Genomic DNA, 15,523 nt, shown 5'->3' with positions numbered 1-15,523 from the left:
TTACAGATTAGGCAGCCGAAATGCAAATCGAGGCAGTAACCGCCTCTTCACTTTGCTGAGTTCAGTTGCCGCATATGCCACGCAAGGCTTTGATTGCTGGACAAAACAGGCTTTCCAAGCCGTTCCTGAACCTCAGGAATGACATCAAAAGTTCTTAAATTCGTACAGCTTATAAAAACAGCTTCAACTTGTGAGTCCGCCCCAAGTTTAAGCGCTGCGTCTACAACGGATTGCCGTGAAATACGCACGACCTTCGATTCCTCGGCCTCTCCGAACGAGCCAAAAACATCCATCGAAACGCCGTTTTCCGCGAAAGCCTGTCGAAGGGGTTCGTTCACTTCTTCGATATACGGCGAGAGCAGCGCAAATCGCGCAACGCCCAAGTGGGCTGCATTTGCAGATGCCGCCCGCAGTGGATTGGTAACAACAGCCGCGTTGCACGTGGATTGAACCATGCGTTCGACCTGATCTGACCCAATCACCGAACTGGCAGAGGTACACCCATAGCCAACAACTCTGTAAGGGCGCACCTTCGGCAAAAGGTCTGCAGCCGCTGGTAAAGCCATCTTCATTTCTGACAGGGAATCCGTAGTAACACTTTCCCCGCTTGGTATTCGTGAGACGTAGATTGGGTAGGCCATATCCGAAAAATGGGCGCTTAACTCAGGCTCGATTGTTTCGTCGGTTTGCAGAACGATCAAACCCATCGGCGTCGCGTTTGGATCATCCTCGTCCAGTATGTAGGGCAGATAGCTCATATCTGTGGCAGCTCCGGACCTGCGCGGGGGGTGATATAACGGGGCGCCCCATCGCTGATAACGATGTTTTCTTCGTGGACCAGGATTTTGTCGCCGACTGCAATGCCGGGCTCTAACGTCAGGACCATACCAGGTTCCAAAACCGTATGATCTGAGGGGATCAAGGAGGGCCACTCGGTAAGTGACATTCCCAATCCATGACCCAAGCGCCCCCCCCCGGTATCGCCGCTGTTGCGAGACAGGATCGCGCCCATGACATTGAAAAGATCGGCAGCCGTCGCCCCCGGGCGTGCCGCTTCAAAAGCCGCGTCAGATGCTTCGATGAGCGTGGCATAGGCGTCCCGGACCTGCCTTGTCGCCTGACCGACGGACCAGTTGCGGTCGAAATCGCAAAAATAGCCGTCCCAAACCAAGCCCGTGTCCAGCATCAGAACATCCCCCGACCTTAAACCGGTTGCACGGGCCGGAGAGATCACATCGGTGTAACCACCCTGTTCCGCACCGCCCGCAAGGTAGGGCACCCAATCGGCACCCTCGTCGAGGCACAGCATCTGGAACCCGCGGAACACCTCATCCAGCCCTACACCCTCGCCAGCTATTTCTGGCACGCGCTGAAAGGCCCGCCCCGCGATAGCACATGCGGTTTCGATTTTGGCTATCTCCGCAGGGGATTTGACCATTCTGAGGGCGCGAACAATGCCTTGATCACTTCCCAAACGCCGAGTGCCCAACCCCTGCTGCAACCGATGAACATCTCCCAACGGCATTCGAACATGGGTTTCGTGCCCGTCCGGAAGGCCGATCACAGCGTCCGCCGGGCAAATCTCAGCCAGGGTGTCGACTAAAAGGCTGACGCCGTCGTCCGTTAGATCAGGCGCGCTCCAGGTGCGGATATCCTGAACCCAGGTTCGCGCCATCAACGCGGCACCGATGGACGGAATGACGGCAATAGGTTTGCCGGTTGCGGGCACGATCAGAAACCAAGGCCGCGTCGGACTTTCCCAGAACCGGGTCAGATACCCGGTAAAGTAGCGAACCTCTGGCTCTGTCGTCAATAAAAGCGCCGAAAGCCCTGCCTGAACCATCCGGCTTTGCGCGCGTTCGGTCCGTTCTTGAAATTCGGACGCCTCAAACCCCCTCATTCCGCGGTCTCCGACAAAAAGCACAGCACACGAGAATTCGGGCCGATGCCCAGTGCTTTGCGCGCGTCCAGGTTCATGATGGCGGCAACCCCTGCCCCACCCGACGCGGTGGTTGCGATGCCCGCTGACGCCATGGCTGGCAGGTGTTCGGTCACGTTTTCATCGGACAGGGTCAGGAAACTGTCGGCGTCCCGCGCCAAACCGTTCAACGCAATGTGCGACGGTTCTTTACAATCAAGCCGCCCCATGACGCTGTCAGGTCCGTCGGCAAAAATGCATGCACCAGCCTCAATGCTCGCTTGCAGCGCGGGGGCCGCATCGGGTTCGAAAACTGTGATCTGTGGCGCATCGCCCCAGACCGTCCGCACATAGGCCGCAACTGCCCCGGCCAAACCACCGACACCGGCCTGTAACATGATATGGGTGGGTACCTGCGGACATTGATTGCACGCCTCGGCGGCCATTTGCAGATAACCCTCCATTAGCGTGTGCGGCAGATCATAGTACCCCTCCCACGAGCTATCCGAAAGCAAGGTCCAGCCATTGACTTCTGCGGCTTTGCTAGCGGCTTCCATGCTGGCGGCGTAGTCTGCACCCTGTCGGACGACCTGAGCATTCTGGGCGCGCAAGCGATCAGCAAAGCTCTCGGGTACCGTATTTGCGATGTACACCACGGCATTTGCCCCGAAAATTCGCGCACCTGCAGCGACGCTCATCCCGTGATTGCCCGCACTGGCCGTGACATAGGTGCGCCCTGTAAGAGTGGTTTCGTTCGGGCTCTCACTCCGGTCAGCCGCATGGCGGGCAATGACATAAGCCGCCCCAAGTGCCTTGAAGGACCCCAAGTTCATGCGGCCACGTTCATCCTTGACCCAAAGCGCGCCCACATCGGCCAGGCCGTCGATAGAAAGCAAGGGCGTCTCTGCCGCTGCCGGGCATTTCTTGAGCAGATCAGCGACACGTCCCGCGTTAGTCGAAGGGTAAGGTGCTGCCTCAATCAGTTTCTGGCCGCCACGGTGTGGATTGGATACGATTTTCAAGTGAACGTCTTTCCCCTGTTGCCCAATGACGTGACCGCATCCGTCAAGTTCTGTCAACACAACACGTTCAACTACCGGAGCAGCCTGCGGTCCACGCCAACCCGGCCTTCACGCATCAGAATACGACCGCAGATTGACAAAGACGCGGGCCGCCATGGCCGCCGCCGGGCTGGATGCGCTGTTTGTCGACGATCCGTTAGACATGACTTGGCTGAGCGGGTATGACGGCTGGTCTTTCTATGTTCATCAAGGCGTTCTGGTGCTGTACGACCATGACCCAATCTGGTGGGGTCGTAACCAAGACGCCAACGGCGCCCGCCGTACAATGTGGATGCCGGATGATCGGATTCGCGGCTATGCCGATTACTACGTGCAATCCACCGTTTGCCACCCGATGTAGGATCTCGCAGCCTTGATCCGCGTCTGCGGGTTGGAAACGGGCCGTATCGGTGTTGAGCTGGACAACTACTATTACACGGCCAAGGCTCATCTGACGTTGATGGCAAAGCTGCTCGTATCTCGGAACATGTGATCGACGGGGATTTGGAGCGGATTGAACCGGGGCTGCGAAAGAATGAGTTGGTCGCGCAGATTTACCATAATGCCATTCAGGCGTGGGCGAAGCTTGGGGGACTACACCGCCGTCGTGCCTTTGTTGCCTTCGGGACCAGATGCTACCGCCCTGTTGGAGCGCGGCGCGCATTGCGGATACCCGATTGGCCTCAGCTACCCTCCGGACTGGGGCGAGCGCACCATTTTCTTGCGCCCCGAAGACCGCACCGTTTTGGAACCCGGCATGACATTTCACTTCATGCCCGGCCTCTGGATGGATGACTGAGGCCTTGAGATCACCGAGTCGATTCGGATCACCGAAACTGGAGCTGCCGATTGTTTTTGCAACCGACCCCGTAAATTGTTCGTGAAACCATGTGCCTGTCCAGAACCACGGAAATCCTGGCTGACCTGATCGCCTTTCAAACGGTATCAGCAGACAGCAACCTTGAGATCATCCGCTACCTGACTGAATGGCTTGAGGCGCGGTGCGTTCTGACACGGGATGAAACCGGGGCGAAAGCCAATGTTTTTGCACGCTGGGACCGAACATGCCCGGTGTCATCTTGCTTTCAGGCCAGTCCGATATGGGTCCCGTGACCCATCAGGATTGGACGGCAGACCCGTTTCAGATGACCGAATGGGGCAAAAAACTCTTTGGGCGCGGCATCTGTGAGATGAAAGGCTTCATTACCGCCGCGCGGGCATTTACCGAGCCGCTGGATATCGCCCTACTTACCCATCCGCTGCATTTTTCGCTTATCTAGTGCGAAGAAGCAGGCTGCCGGATTACGCAAAGCCTCGTTAACGATCTGGCTTAACGCGGTATCCTCCCGGATATTGCTATAGTAGGTGCACCCCGTAAGATGTGGGTACTCGAGGTGCACAAGGGCTTTTTCGAGTACACCACCCGTTTCATTGGTCCCGAACGGCACAGCTCAACCCCTGATGATTGTAAAAACGCCGCGCGCGGCCATGGTCGATCCTGCAGGCCCACAAGGCGGATGAGTATATTGAGATCGAACAGCTCTACCTGTGTCGCCAAATGCTCAACCGCCTTGGTCGTCGTCTGATCGCCTAACTGGTACCGTGCGAGCGATCGTAAGCCGAGCGCGCCGGTTGTACATGCGCCGCGCGCGCTTCCTCTCCGGGGTCATAGACCTCCATCACAAGCGGATAACAGGCTGCCGCATCCGACGAATGTTCGGACGAGCAATCGCCACCGGGACAAGCGGACAAACCTACGATCAGGTCAATCTCGGCGTAGAACTCAAGATAGTCACCGGGTCGAACCGGGCTGGCCTTCATGAAATACTGCCCGGTGTCGCGGGTAAAGCCGGTGCACATGAATACGTTCAGAACGTCATGTACAAGCATCTCAGCTTCGTGCAGCGGCAGATCGCAATGGCTTGACAACGCACGCGTCAGGTTCGAGTGGCAGCAATAGTGGTAATCATCGCCCGATAGCAGCCGCCCCGTATAGGGATCGCATCGCGTGCCGATCACATCATGGACCGAGCCGCCGAATTCATCGAACCCGTACCAGTCCAGCGTATCATCCACTACGGTCGCCATCGGGCGCATGTTTGGAAAACTCGACCACATGCGATCTCCGGACGACAGATGCGTCCCGTGAAGCGCGCGGGTTTTACCGGAATAGAAACGTTCGGTCAGGTCGTGCGTGTGCCACATGTTCAGATCACCGACCTGCGGGCCATCCACTGATACAACCCTGATGAATGCACCCGCTGGGACATCTATACACGCGGCATCCCGTGGGGCCACTGTGACCTCAGCAGTCTTTCGCGCACCCTTCCGCAGGTTGGAGAGTGCACCCAGATCCGGTTTCGCCAACGTCTCGGGCGGGTAGCAAACAACCGGTGGGATCGCCTTTCGAGCATCGGCATCCGTAGGGTTCGTAAAATTCGGTTTTTCTAGTTTCATCAGCGCAACCTTGTTTTTGCAAAGGCTTAGCGCATCGAAATCGGATTCGCTATCGGCTCTCGCGTGGTGTTGATACGGAGCGTCTGATTTGGGTTCTCAAGGCTCTGCAAGAAAAGAGGCGCCACTAAAGTCTGATTCAGACAAGTCGATGTCGCATCTGAGCATACCCAAAGGCTACAAATTATTGGATCGTGTCGAAAAAGGTCCGATTCATGCGATATTCCGGCTTCCGAGTCATCAAAGAGGCGCTCACCGGCCACAAAGGTTGGAAACCGGTCTGGCGTGAGCCCGAACCCAAGGCGCACTACGACATCGTTGTTATTGGCGGCGGTGGGCACGGCTTGGCGACGGCGCACTACCTTTCCAAGGTGTACGGTCAACGAAATGTGGCTGTGGTTGAAAAGGGCTGGATCGGTGGCGGCAATGTCGGGCGGAACACGACGATTGTCCGCTCAAACTACATGCTGGATGGCAATGAACCGTTCTATGAGTTCTCCATGAAGCTTTGGGAAGGCCTTGAGCAGGACCTGAACTACAACGCGATGATGAGCCAGCGCGGGATTATCAACCTTTTCCACTCCGACGGTCAGCGCGATGCCTATATCCGTCGCGGCAATGCGATGATCCTGAACGGTGCCGATGCTGAGCTTTTGGACGCTGACCAAGTCCGTAAGGAGCACCCATATCTGAATTTCGACGACGCTCGATTTCCGATCAAAGGCGGGTTGGTTCAGCGGCGGGCCGGCACTGCGCGACATGACGCGGTGGCCTGGGGATTTGCGCGCTCTGCGGATATGCACGGCGTCGACATCATCCAAAATTGTGAAGTGACTGGTTTGCGGGTCGAGAACGGCAAATGCCTTGGCGTTGAGACCACAAAAGGCTTTATCGGCGCCAACAAGGTCGGCTGCGCAGTCGCTGGAAGCTCAGGGCGCGTGATGAGCATGGCCGGAATGCGATTGCCCATCGAAAGCCACGTACTTCAGGCCTTTGTGTCCGAAGGTCTAAAGCCGGTTCTGCCCAGTGTCATCACCTATGGCGCGGGCCATTTCTATGTCAGTCAGTCCGACAAGGGCGGGCTGGTTTTTGGCGGCGATATTGACGGCTATAACACCTATGCACAGCGTGGGAACCTGCCGGTGGTCGAGGATGTCTGCGAAGGCGGCATGGCGCTGATGCCGATGATCGGTCGCGCCCGCTTGCTGCGAATGTGGGGCGGCGTGATGGACATGTCGATGGATGGCTCGCCCATAATCGACCGCACCCCGGTCGAGGGGCTCTACTTCAATGGCGGCTGGTGTTACGGCGGGTTCAAGGCGACCCCAGCCTCGGGCCATTGCTTCGCGCATTTGCTGGCGCGAAATGAGCCGCACCCGGTTGCCACGGCCTATCGCCTTGATCGGTTTCGCACCGGGCGGATGATCGACGAAAAAGGTGTGGGCAATCAGCCCAACCTGCACTGAGGGGGACCGAACAATGATAATCAACCACCCCCTTTTGGGTCCTCGGGACGCCTCGGAATTCACCTATCTGGGCGACGCATCCCTGATCGACCGCCCCGACTGGCAGGTCGAAAACGCGTCTGAGGCGTTCTACGAATACGGCTATCTGCGTGACAACCCAGCCGGTGAGCATCAAGAGCTTTGGTATCATGAGGCCGGTGATCGATCCTGGTTGGTTGTCACGCGCAACACGCTGACGCATGACATTTCCAAGGTGGAACTGGCCCGCGATGTGGCCCGCGCACGGGGGCGATCCAAATGACGCAGAGCAACAGGCTTGGTGGTGGTCAGATCGACCGCAACACCTCTCTGACTTTTCAGTTCGATAATCGCAGCTACACCGCGCATCCTGGCGATACGTTAGCCTCGGCCCTGCTGGCCAACGACGTGAGGCTGATAGGGCGGTCCTTCAAATACCACCGCCCAAGGGGTGTGCTGACCGCAGGGTCCGAAGAACCTAATGGCATGGTCGAACTCCGCACCGGTGCCCGGATGGAGCCGAATACCCGTGCCACGACAATCGAAATGTTCGACGGGTTAGAGGCGCGATCACAGAACCGCTGGCCCAGTCTGAAATTCGACGCTTTGGCCGTTAACGATCTGTTCTCGAACTTCCTTTCGGCTGGTTTCTACTACAAGACCTTCATGTGGCCCGCCGCGTTTTGGGAAAAGCTGTACGAGCCAATAATCCGTCGCGCGGCTGGCCTTGGATCGCTTTCGATGGAGGATGACCCAGACGAGTACGACAAAGGGTTCCGTCATTGCGACCTGCTGATCATTGGTGCCGGACCTGCCGGACTTATGGCGGCTTTGACCGCCGGGCGCGCTGGGGCAGATGTCATTCTGGCAGATGAGGACTTTGCCCTTGGTGGGCGTCTGAACAGCGAAAGCTTCGCGGTTGGTGATCACAGCGCCACTGACTGGGCGGCACAGGCCGTGGCCGAGTTGTCTTCAATGCCGAACGTCCGGCTGATGCCGCGTACCACGGTGATCGGCGCGTTTGATCACGGGATCTATGGCGCGGTTGAGCGAACCGGAGATCACCTGCCCACCCTGCCCGATGGTAAACCACGGCAAATCCTGTGGCGCATTTACACCCACAAAGCTTTGCTCTGTGCTGGGGCAACGGAACGCCCAATTGCATTTGAGAATAACGACCGGCCCGGCATCATGATGGCAAGCGCGATACGGACCTATGTCAATCAGTTTGCAGTCACGCCGTCGCAGCGAGTGGCAATATTCACCAACAATGACGACGGGCACCGCACTGCCTCGGACTTACACGCCAAGGGTGTTAAGATCGCCGCTGTCGTGGATGTGCGTGAAGACGCGCCCGGCAGCTATGACTACGAGGTTCTGAAAGGCGCGCAAGTTACTGATACCAAGGGACGTTTGGGACTGACGTTTGTTGAAGTAGCCTTGTCCGACGGCTCGACCCGCATGTTGGATTGCGGCGCGCTGGGCGTGTCCGGTGGATGGAACCCAAACGTCCACCTGACCTGCCACCAACGCGGACGCCCGGTCTGGAACGACGACCTGGCAGCTTTTTTACCTGGCGCCGACCTTCCCGTTGGCCTTTCGGTCGCTGGCGCGGCAAACGGGGTAATGACGACACATGGCGCGCTGAAATCCGGCGCGGAAGGCGCAGCGGACGCGCTGGAACTCAGAGGTGCCCTGCCCGATCTGCCAGAGGCCGAGGATGCTCCGGTCAAACAAATGCCTTTCTGGTACGTTGAGGGGTGCAAACGCGCCTGGGTGGATCAACAGAACGACGTGACCGTCAAGGATGTGAAGCTAAGCTACCAAGAGGGTTTCCGCTCGGTAGAGCACCTGAAACGCTATACCACGCTGGGCATGGCAACGGATCAGGGCAAAACATCGAACATCACCGGTCTCGCAATCATGGCCGAGGTCGCGGGTAAGTCGATCCCCGAAGTGGGTACTACTATTTTCCGTCCGCCCTATACGCCGGTTCCGATTGCCACGTTTGCCGGTCGGATGAAGGGGCAAGAGTTCCACCCCACCCGCCTGACGCCGTCGCATTATTGGGCCAAGGAACGCGGTGCTGTGTTTGTCGAGGCTGGCAATTGGCTGCGGGCGCAGTGGTTCCCCATGCCCGGCGAGACTCATTGGCGGCAGTCGGTCGATCGCGAGGTGCGCGAAACCCGGGCTTCGGTTGGGGTTTGCGACTGCACGACGCTGGGTAAGATCGACGTGCAGGGCACCGACGCGGCCGAGTTCCTGAACCGCATCTATGCCAACGGCTTTGCTAAGCTGCCCGTCGGTAAAACCCGCTATGGCCTAATGCTGCGCGAAGACGGCATGGTGATGGATGACGGCACCGCCGCTCGCATGGCCGAGGATCACTTTGTCGTCACGACAACCACAGCGAACGCGGTAAGCGTTTATCGCCACATGGAATTTGTGCGGCAATGCCTGTATCCGGACATGGACGTGCAGCTGATATCAACCACCGAAGCCTGGGCGCAATACGCTGTCGCCGGACCCAACGCGCGCAAGCTGCTGCAAAAAATCGTGGACCCTGAGTTTGATCTTTCAAACGAGGGATTCCCGTTCATGGCCTGCGGCAACATTACGGTTTGCGGTGGCCTGCGGGCGCGGCTGTTCCGTATCTCGTTCTCGGGCGAACTGGCCTATGAGATCGCCGTGCCGTCGCGCTATGGCGACGCGCTGATGCGTCGTCTAATGGCCGAAGGCGAAGAGTTCAACGTCGTGCCGTACGGCACAGAGGCATTGGGCGTAATGCGCGTGGAAAAAGGGCATGCGGCCGGGAATGAGCTGAATGGCACCACCACGGCGCTGAACCTTGGGCTGAGTAAGATGGTGTCAAAGAAAAAGGACAGCATCGGTTTGATCTTGTCCGAACGTGAGGCCCTGGTCGAACCGGATGTGCTGAGGCTGGTGGGGATCAAGCCTGTGCAGCCCGAGGACAAGATTACTGCGGGCGGGCATCTGATGAATGCAGATGGCCCCGTTGATGCGGCCAATGATCAGGGCTATGTCACCTCGGCAGTCTATTCGCCAATCCTCAACAGCAATATCGGTTTGGGCCTTGTGAAGAACGGAGCCGAGCGGCTGGGCGAAAAGATGCGCCTCGTCTCGCCGCTAACTGATCTGACGGTTGAGGTGGAACTTGTCTCGGCCCATTTCGTCGATCCTGAAGGAGAGCGTCTGCGTGCATGATCTTGTTGCGATAACCGCCCTTGGCGGAACCGAGCCGCGCGTCGACACCATCGGAAGTGTCACATGCACCGAAGTACCGGGCGTGGCCCTTGCCTCGGTCGCGTCACGAATGGGAAAAGAAGACAAGTCTGCCAAGGCCTTGGCAAAGCTGATTGATGCGCCAGCGCCAGAGGTTGGCCGTTGGGCCGGGGCGTCGATTTGTGCGTTCTGGGCTGGGGTCGATCAATGGATGCTTGAGGCTTCGTTTGAAACGCACGAAGACCTTGCGGATCAAGCAACGAAAGCTTTAGGTAATGCCGCGTCGGTCACTGAGCAGACGGACGGTTGGACACGGTTCGATCTGACCGGGCACGATATCCAATCGGTTCTAGAGCTGCTTTGCCAGCTTGACCTGCGCAAAATGACCGACCGCAGCGCAGCGCGGTGTTCAATCCACCATATCGGCTGCTTTGTCCTGTGTCGGACATCTGAGAGCTACAGCATCTATGGCCCGCGATCCTCGGCCGGGTCGCTGCATCATGCGGTCATGACAGCGATGCGCTCAGTTTTGTGAGCCGCGGATAAGGCTGACAGTAAAAGCGCATCAACTTCAACTCGCAAGTCACTGTGTCCACAACAATTCGCGCTGGACATTAGCGCAAATTTCTCGCGGTACATGACTACCAAGTCGGCAATAGTTAGGCCATTGACGATTGAGGTCACTGAAAGCTTACGAACCAACACAAGTTGCAATGGTACGGGCTGAGCAGACCGAAAGATAATCCACAACAGATCTGCTTTCGTTAGGGTTTTGCCAATTAGCCTAAAGCTGGAACGCTCTGGACATACGCGCCCTGCGACGCGCGATTGACTTGTGAAAAGCCCACTTGCTGAACAATGCAAGCGGGAACATCACACGTTCCCCAAGCCCGTCGATCACGACCAGCTTTCCACCCCGTTCCTGCGCGCGCACGATATTTTCAAAACCCATGTCACCAACGACGATCTGTCCCCGTTCGAGGTCATCCATCAGTTCCAAAAACTCGTCGCGCAGGCGTTGAGTCGCCGCCTTATCTTTTCGAACAGCGAGTTTCTCAGCATGCAAAGTCGTCGCAAGCTCTCCATCCGGGCCGGTCAGCTTCTCCACTACAAGGGCCGGACCAGATGAGGTTGGCGCATATCCCATAAATCGCGCCAATCTCTCGATTTCAGGGCACCCACGGTGCAACGCGGCTAGATATTCGTTCGCCTCACGGTTCCACTGCCGCAGATTGCCATAGCGCCACTCGGCATAACGCGGCACCGTGTGTTTTCGAATAGACTCGTCCACCCGAACCTTCAGCAACGCGCCTTCGATCTCAGGATGTTGAAAAATCTTGTAATTGCGGCTTTCGCGCAGGGGCGTCAGGCCACTCAGGTCAATCATGTCGGTCAAGTTCCATTCTCACAAAGCTGCGCCCGTCGGCGTGCCAGATGCTGAAATCAGACGTTTCTTAGATCGTTCTTATTTCTGTTACAAATAACATTTCTTGTAGGGCAAACCACACCCTGAAAAGCCGCCGCCTGACATGAAACCCACGCTATAGCTTAATCGGACGAAAACTGATTCAAAATGCAGGACCACCTCTGAATATTTGGTCATCGTGGTGGAATGGCGCATGCGCAAACATAAAATAGTTCCAAGAGATTTTATGGATTACATCTGTTCAATCAAAAATTGCATCATATTAGCCCGCGTCGGGTTCAGTCTGGCACCGACCATTACTTGAATAGATTGGCTTCTGGGAACTCGTGCTCACGACACTAGTGCGTGTTGTGATTTGCATCAGCAGTGGAAGGTTTATCCGTAAAGCAGTCTTCGACCTGGCTTATGCGAACATCGGCCTTCTGGCGTAAGCAGTTGGCCGCGAAACAAGGGGTGTGTCCGCTTCGCGGTAAAAAGCACATGCTTGGCCCGGTCATAAATCTCAATGAAATTGAAACTCAGCCTTGCAAAAATGAGCTTTACTTCCGCAAGGTACGTAGCTTTCTTCTTTTTAGCCGACCAGGTCATTCGGGCAGCAACGCTGCCCGAACGTTTCGCTGGTTTAATGCACTAGGTCGAAGCGATCGGCGTTCATCACCTTGGTCCAAGCAGCCACGAAGTCGCGTACGAATTTGTCGGCGTTGTCGTCTTGGGCATACACCTCGGCATACGCTCGGAGGATCGAGTTTGAACCAAAGACAAGGTCCGTACTGGTTGCCGTCCATTTCACGGCTCCGGTTGCACGGTCACGTATCTCATAGGTGCCATCTTCAACCGGATGCCAACTGTAACGCATGTCCGTCAGGTTGACGAAAAAGTCATTGGTCAACTGGCCTTCACGGTCGGTGAACACCCCGTGCTTGGAGCCGCCATGGTTTACCCCCAGCATACGCATGCCACCAATCAATACAGTCATTTCTGCGGCTGTGAGCCCTAGGAGCTGAGCCTTGTCAAGCAACAGCTCTTCAGGTGCAACCGCGTATTTTTCTTTCTGCCAGTTGCGGAACCCGCAGGCGAGCGGCTCAAGCACATCAAAGCTTTCGGCGTCTGTCTGCTCATCAGACGCATCGCCGCGTCCTGGCGAGAAAGGGACATCTACATCATGGCCAGCCGCCTTGATTGCGTGTTCAAGACCCACGTTGCCGGCGAGCACGATGACATCGGCCATCGATGCACCAGTCTCGGCCGCGATCGGCTCCAGAACATCCAGAACTTTTGCGAGGCGCTCGGGCTCATTGGCCACCCAGTCTTTCTGAGGTGCCAGCCTGATGCGGGCGCCATTTGCGCCACCACGCTTGTCAGACCCACGGAAAGTCCGGGCGCTGTCCCAAGCAGTCGCGATCATGTCAGCTGCCGAAAGGCCGCTCGCTTCGATCTTGGCCTTCACGGCATCCGTGTCGTAGGACGTGGAACCAGCCGGAATTGGATCTTGCCAAATCAGATCCTCCGCCGGAACATCCGGACCGTAGTAGTTCGCCTTAGGTCCCATGTCCCGGTGGGTTAACTTGAACCAGGCACGACTAAATGCGTCTGCGAAATATTCCGGATCAGCGCGAAACTTCTGGCAGATCTCGTTATAGATTGGATCAACCTTCATCGCCATGTCGGCATCGGTCATCATCGGCATCCGGCGAACAGAGGGGTCTGTCGGGTCGATCGGCATTTCGTCTTCGGGCATGTCGACCGGCTTCCACTGGTTGGCTCCGGCGGGCGATTTGGTCAACTCCCATTCGTAGTCAAACAGATAGTCAAAATAGCCCATGTCCCATTGGGTCGGGTGCTTGGTCCAGGCACCTTCGATCCCTGAAGTAAAGGCGTTTGTCGCTTTCCCCTCCATTCCGGGGTTGTCCCAGCCGAATCCTTGGGCATGAACCGGACAACCTTCAGGCTCTGCGCCGATATGGGCGTGATCACCTCCCCCATGCGCTTTGCCGACGGTGTGACCGCCGCAAGTTAGCGCTGCGGTTTCCTCATCGTTCATCGCCATGCGACCAAAAGTTTCACGCACATGCAGGGCGGTACGGGCTGGATCAGGGTTGCCGTTAACTCCCTCGGGGTTCACGTAGATCAGACCCATGTGAACCGCGGCAAGTGGATTGTACAGTGTCGAGGTGTCATCCAGATCGCCATAGCGGTTTTCAGACGGCGCGAGCCATTCGTTTTCCACGCCCCAGTTCACGTCCTGCTCCGGGCCCCAGATATCTTCGCGGCCAAAAGCAAAGCCGAAAGTTTTTAACCCCATGGATTCGTAGGCCATGTTGCCGGCCAGGATAATCAGGTCAGCCCAGCTGAGTGCGTTTCCATATTTCTTCTTTACCGGCCAGAGCAGTCGCCGCGCTTTATCAAGACTCGCGTTGTCCGGCCATGAGTTCAGAGGCGCGAAGCGTATATTGCCCGACCCGGCACCGCCGCGACCATCACCCATTCGATATGTACCAGCGGAATGCCATGCGAGCCGGATCATCAGCCCGCCATAGTGTCCCCAATCCGCAGGCCACCAGCTCTGGCTGTCTGTCAACAGGGCTTCCACGTCGGCTTTCACGCCTTCATAGTCTAACGCTTTTACGGCTTCGCGATGGTCGTAGCCCGGGTCCATCGGGTTCGTGCGCGCACCGTGCTGATGCAAAATGTCCAGATTCAGTGTCTTGGGCCACCATTTGGTGACACTGTTGCCGAGCTCGGTATTGCCACCGTGCATGACAGGACATCCGCCGGCAGGATCAATATTGTTGCCGTCCATAGTTCTCTCCCTGGAGTTAATTTGCGTGGAGCGCAGAGTTTGGTCTTCAACTAGAACAATTCTAACTACGACTTGCAATAAACTCCAATTGGATATTCAAAAGGTTCTGATAAGCTGAACTCATGATAGCGGTGACCCTAAAACAGCTTTGGTACTTTGACGCCTTGGCAAAACAACGAAACTTTGGTCGGGCTGCGAAAGCCTGTTCTATATCGCAACCTGCATTGTCCCTTCAGATCAAGGAGTTGGAAGCCTTGTTCGGCGCTCCGCTGGTCGAGCGACTGCCCCGCGACATCCGCCTCACTCCGCTGGGCGAAGATTTGCTCGAAAAGGCGCGGCAAATTCTGTTTTCGGTGGACGAGTTGGAAGACCTTGTCCGCGCATCGAAGGACCCGTTGGCAGGACGATTGCGACTTGGAATCATACCTACGGTCGCCCCCTATTTTCTGCCGACCATAATCGCCGCTTTGAAAAGCAAGTTTCCAAAGCTTGACCTTCGTCTTCGCGAAGCGATGACGGCAACCCTGATTGAGGAAATCCAAGAGGGCGGCATTGATCTTGCGGTTGTGGCCCTTCCGATCTCGGAACCGGCGCTTACGGAGTATGCCCTTTTCGAAGAGGAATTCGTGCTTGTCCGCATGCCGATGGATGCAGATAAACCCGTCCCAAGCCCAGAGACACTGCGAACGATGCGCCTGCTATTATTGGGGGAAGGCCACTGCTTTCGCGATCAAGCGCTTTCGTTCTGCCACTTTGGTGAAAACAAACCCAGTGAATTGATGGAGGGAAGTTCCCTGTCAACGCTGGTTCAGATGGTCGGCGCTGGCATGGGCGTTACGCTGATCCCGGAAATGGCAGTTGAGTTAGAGACACGGTCGGCCGATGTGTCGGTTGCTCGGTTCCCGCGCGCGCGCCCGTCTAGAAAAATCGGCTTGGTTTGGAGGCGGACAAACCCTCTGTCTGATCAACTCATGCAAGTTGGTGCTGTGATACGCGCGTCAAGGGATGGTGAAGTCTGAAGCGCTCGGCAGATGGGGTCTGGCGACACCGGGCACCGATATATGGTTTTTGCATAGTCCGCCCTGCGAACGAGGGCTGTTTGCCGGGGTCCAACCCATTTCTAAATCGGCGACCCTT

13 protein-coding genes and 1 pseudogene are annotated in these 15,523 nt (G+C 56.9%); 8 read left to right on the top strand and 6 right to left on the bottom strand.

The genetic code is table 11. From position 1 onward, the window contains the following. Window positions 1–47 precede the first annotated feature (47 nt). From AC2FIT_RS06635 to AC2FIT_RS06625, 3 genes are read right to left on the bottom strand one after another with little or no spacing between them, the layout of a single operon-like run. Entirely contained in the window at window positions 48–758 is a 711-nt protein-coding gene (locus AC2FIT_RS06635; RefSeq protein WP_496827845.1) for a maleate cis-trans isomerase family protein, read from the bottom strand. After that, window positions 755–1,900 (bottom strand): M24 family metallopeptidase, encoded by a 1,146-nt coding sequence (locus tag AC2FIT_RS06630; RefSeq protein ID WP_496827843.1) that lies wholly within the window; start codon window positions 1,898–1,900, stop codon window positions 755–757. The genes AC2FIT_RS06635 and AC2FIT_RS06630 overlap by 4 nt, the downstream gene beginning before the upstream one ends. Next, window positions 1,897–2,940, bottom strand: coding sequence for a pyridoxal-phosphate dependent enzyme (locus AC2FIT_RS06625; protein ID WP_496827841.1), 1,044 nt, complete (start codon window positions 2,938–2,940; stop codon window positions 1,897–1,899). The genes AC2FIT_RS06630 and AC2FIT_RS06625 overlap by 4 nt, the downstream gene beginning before the upstream one ends. Before the next feature lie 133 nt (window positions 2,941–3,073). Between AC2FIT_RS06625 and AC2FIT_RS06620 the strand changes: the two are divergent. The 3 genes and pseudogenes from AC2FIT_RS06620 to AC2FIT_RS06610 all read left to right on the top strand — a co-directional run bounded on the left by AC2FIT_RS06620 (window position 3,074) and on the right by AC2FIT_RS06610 (window position 4,259). Next, a pseudogene (locus AC2FIT_RS06620) lies at window positions 3,074–3,907 on the top strand (aminopeptidase P family N-terminal domain-containing protein). Further along, complete coding sequence (locus AC2FIT_RS06615) at window positions 3,868–4,092, top strand: hypothetical protein (RefSeq protein ID WP_496828379.1); 225 nt, start codon at window positions 3,868–3,870, stop codon at window positions 4,090–4,092. The pseudogene AC2FIT_RS06620 and the gene AC2FIT_RS06615 overlap by 40 nt, the downstream one beginning before the upstream one ends. Beyond that, window positions 4,044–4,259, top strand: a complete 216-nt coding sequence (locus AC2FIT_RS06610) for a hypothetical protein (RefSeq protein ID WP_496827839.1) — start codon at window positions 4,044–4,046, stop codon at window positions 4,257–4,259. The genes AC2FIT_RS06615 and AC2FIT_RS06610 overlap by 49 nt, the downstream gene beginning before the upstream one ends. A gap of 310 nt (window positions 4,260–4,569) precedes the next feature. On the opposite strand, the gene AC2FIT_RS06605 is transcribed toward AC2FIT_RS06610, so the two are convergent. Beyond that, window positions 4,570–5,436: an urea carboxylase-associated family protein gene (locus AC2FIT_RS06605; protein WP_496827837.1), complete on the bottom strand. Its 867-nt coding sequence runs from the start codon at window positions 5,434–5,436 to the stop codon at window positions 4,570–4,572. A 212-nt stretch (window positions 5,437–5,648) separates the two neighbouring features. Here AC2FIT_RS06605 and AC2FIT_RS06600 point away from each other — a divergent pair, with 212 nt between their 5' ends. Genes AC2FIT_RS06600 through AC2FIT_RS06585 form a run of 4 tightly spaced genes read left to right on the top strand, consistent with a single transcriptional unit; the run spans window position 5,649 to window position 10,695 of the window. After that, window positions 5,649–6,899: a sarcosine oxidase subunit beta family protein gene (locus tag AC2FIT_RS06600; protein ID WP_496827835.1), complete on the top strand. Its 1,251-nt coding sequence runs from the start codon at window positions 5,649–5,651 to the stop codon at window positions 6,897–6,899. Window positions 6,900–6,912: 13 nt separating this feature from the next. Beyond that, window positions 6,913–7,200, top strand: a complete 288-nt coding sequence (locus AC2FIT_RS06595) for a sarcosine oxidase subunit delta (RefSeq protein ID WP_496827833.1) — start codon at window positions 6,913–6,915, stop codon at window positions 7,198–7,200. Continuing rightward, window positions 7,197–10,142: a sarcosine oxidase subunit alpha family protein gene (locus AC2FIT_RS06590; protein ID WP_496827831.1), complete on the top strand. Its 2,946-nt coding sequence runs from the start codon at window positions 7,197–7,199 to the stop codon at window positions 10,140–10,142. Before AC2FIT_RS06595 ends, AC2FIT_RS06590 begins: the two co-directional genes overlap by 4 nt. Next, entirely contained in the window at window positions 10,135–10,695 is a 561-nt protein-coding gene (locus tag AC2FIT_RS06585) for a sarcosine oxidase subunit gamma (protein ID WP_496827829.1), read from the top strand. The genes AC2FIT_RS06590 and AC2FIT_RS06585 overlap by 8 nt, the downstream gene beginning before the upstream one ends. Before the next feature lie 249 nt (window positions 10,696–10,944). Here AC2FIT_RS06585 and AC2FIT_RS06580 read toward each other — a convergent pair whose 3' ends face one another. Further along, complete coding sequence (locus tag AC2FIT_RS06580; protein ID WP_496827827.1) at window positions 10,945–11,547, bottom strand: YrbL family protein; 603 nt, start codon at window positions 11,545–11,547, stop codon at window positions 10,945–10,947. A 661-nt stretch (window positions 11,548–12,208) separates the two neighbouring features. Beyond that, window positions 12,209–14,386: a catalase/peroxidase HPI gene (katG, locus tag AC2FIT_RS06575; protein ID WP_496827825.1), complete on the bottom strand. Its 2,178-nt coding sequence runs from the start codon at window positions 14,384–14,386 to the stop codon at window positions 12,209–12,211. Between the two features lie 122 nt (window positions 14,387–14,508). Here katG and AC2FIT_RS06570 point away from each other — a divergent pair, with 122 nt between their 5' ends. Next, the gene (locus AC2FIT_RS06570) at window positions 14,509–15,405 is read left to right on the top strand and encodes a hydrogen peroxide-inducible genes activator (protein WP_496827823.1); all 897 of its coding nucleotides are present in this window, start codon (window positions 14,509–14,511) and stop codon (window positions 15,403–15,405) included. The last annotated feature ends 118 nt before the right edge of the window (window positions 15,406–15,523 follow it).

The organism is Ruegeria sp. YTSA135 (assembly GCF_059610165.1).
The sequence above is the reverse complement of the archived record's forward strand: the minus strand, read 5'-3'. Positions and strand labels throughout refer to the sequence as shown.